Here is a 1,178-nt window from a genome sequence, read left to right on the forward strand (position 1 = left end):
TGAGCCACCAGCGGATGCTCAAATCCGAGGAGCAGTTGGAGCAGGAGATCAGGGAGCTGCTGCGCAAGGCCGAGATCCTCGACGCCCAGGAGGATGGCCGCTACGGCAAGGGCAAACGCGGCAGCGACCTGCCTGAGGCACTGCGCCGCCGAGAAGACCGGCTGGAGAAGATTCGCCAGGCTCGCCGGGAACTGGAGGCTGAAACCGCGGCTGCCGCTGCACGGGAACGACAGGAGCAGGCGGCAGCGGCCGCGAAGGCCGCGGAAGAGGCGCCCGAGCAGCAACGGCAAGAATGCAGCAAGACAGCCGATCGCGTAGTCGAGAAGGCAGCTGCGGCAAAAGATCTGGCGATCGCCAAGGCCAACGACGCGGGCCTGGGACCACCTGATCTTGAGCCGCTGGCGGCCGATCAGATGCCCCATCGCGGCCTGGCGCACAAGGCTTGCGGCACACCGACAAAAGGCAGCCAGCGCAATTTCACTGATCCAGCCAGCCACATCATGAAGAGCAATGGGAACTGGATTCAGGGCTACAACTGCCAAGCAGCTGTGGATGGGGATTACCAGGTGATCGTGGCCATCGGCGTCAGCAACCAGCCGCCTGATGTGGAGCATCTCGAACCGATGCTTGAGCGCACCATTGCCAACACCGCTCAGCTCCCGAAAACGTTGATCGCGGATGCCGGCTACTGGAGCGAGGCCAACGCCGAGGCCTGCGCGGCACGGGGGGTCGATCCCCACATCGCGACCGGCAGGGAGAAGCACGGCCAGCCTCCAGCACCAACCCGTGGCCCCATCCCCAAAAACCTGGATGCCAAGGGCCGGATGAACCGCAAGCTGCGCTGCAAGAAAGGACGCGAGATCTACGCCAGGCGCAAGACGATCGTGGAGCCCGTCTTTGGTCAGACCAAGGAATGCCGTGGACTGCGCCGCTTTCTCCTGCGCGGCCTGGACAACGTGAACGGTGAATGGGCGCTCTGGTGCCTGACCCACAACATCAACAAGTTGTTCAGGTTCAAAGCAGCACTGGCAGCTTGAGGGGACAGCCCCTCTGGCTGCCAGTGCGGCAACCGAAGATTGGCCGGAATCACCGGCATTGAGATGCCGATAACCAAGACCATTGGCTCAGCAAGTTCTTGTGCTCGCTGGCGCTGCTGGTTTCGGGCGACAAACTCCTAG

Annotated in this window: 1 protein-coding gene; it reads left to right on the forward strand. The window is 63.1% G+C overall.

What is annotated here, in order from left to right; translation table 11 throughout:
* A partial coding sequence (locus tag VB716_RS11215; protein ID WP_323270517.1) for a transposase occupies positions 1-1,037 on the forward strand: 1,037 nt, incomplete at its 5' end.
* Positions 1,038-1,178 lie beyond the last annotated feature (141 nt).

Origin of the sequence: Synechococcus sp. CCY9201 (genome assembly GCF_034931105.1) — a bacterium.
Lineage (GTDB): Bacteria > Cyanobacteriota > Cyanobacteriia > PCC-6307 > Cyanobiaceae > CBW1002.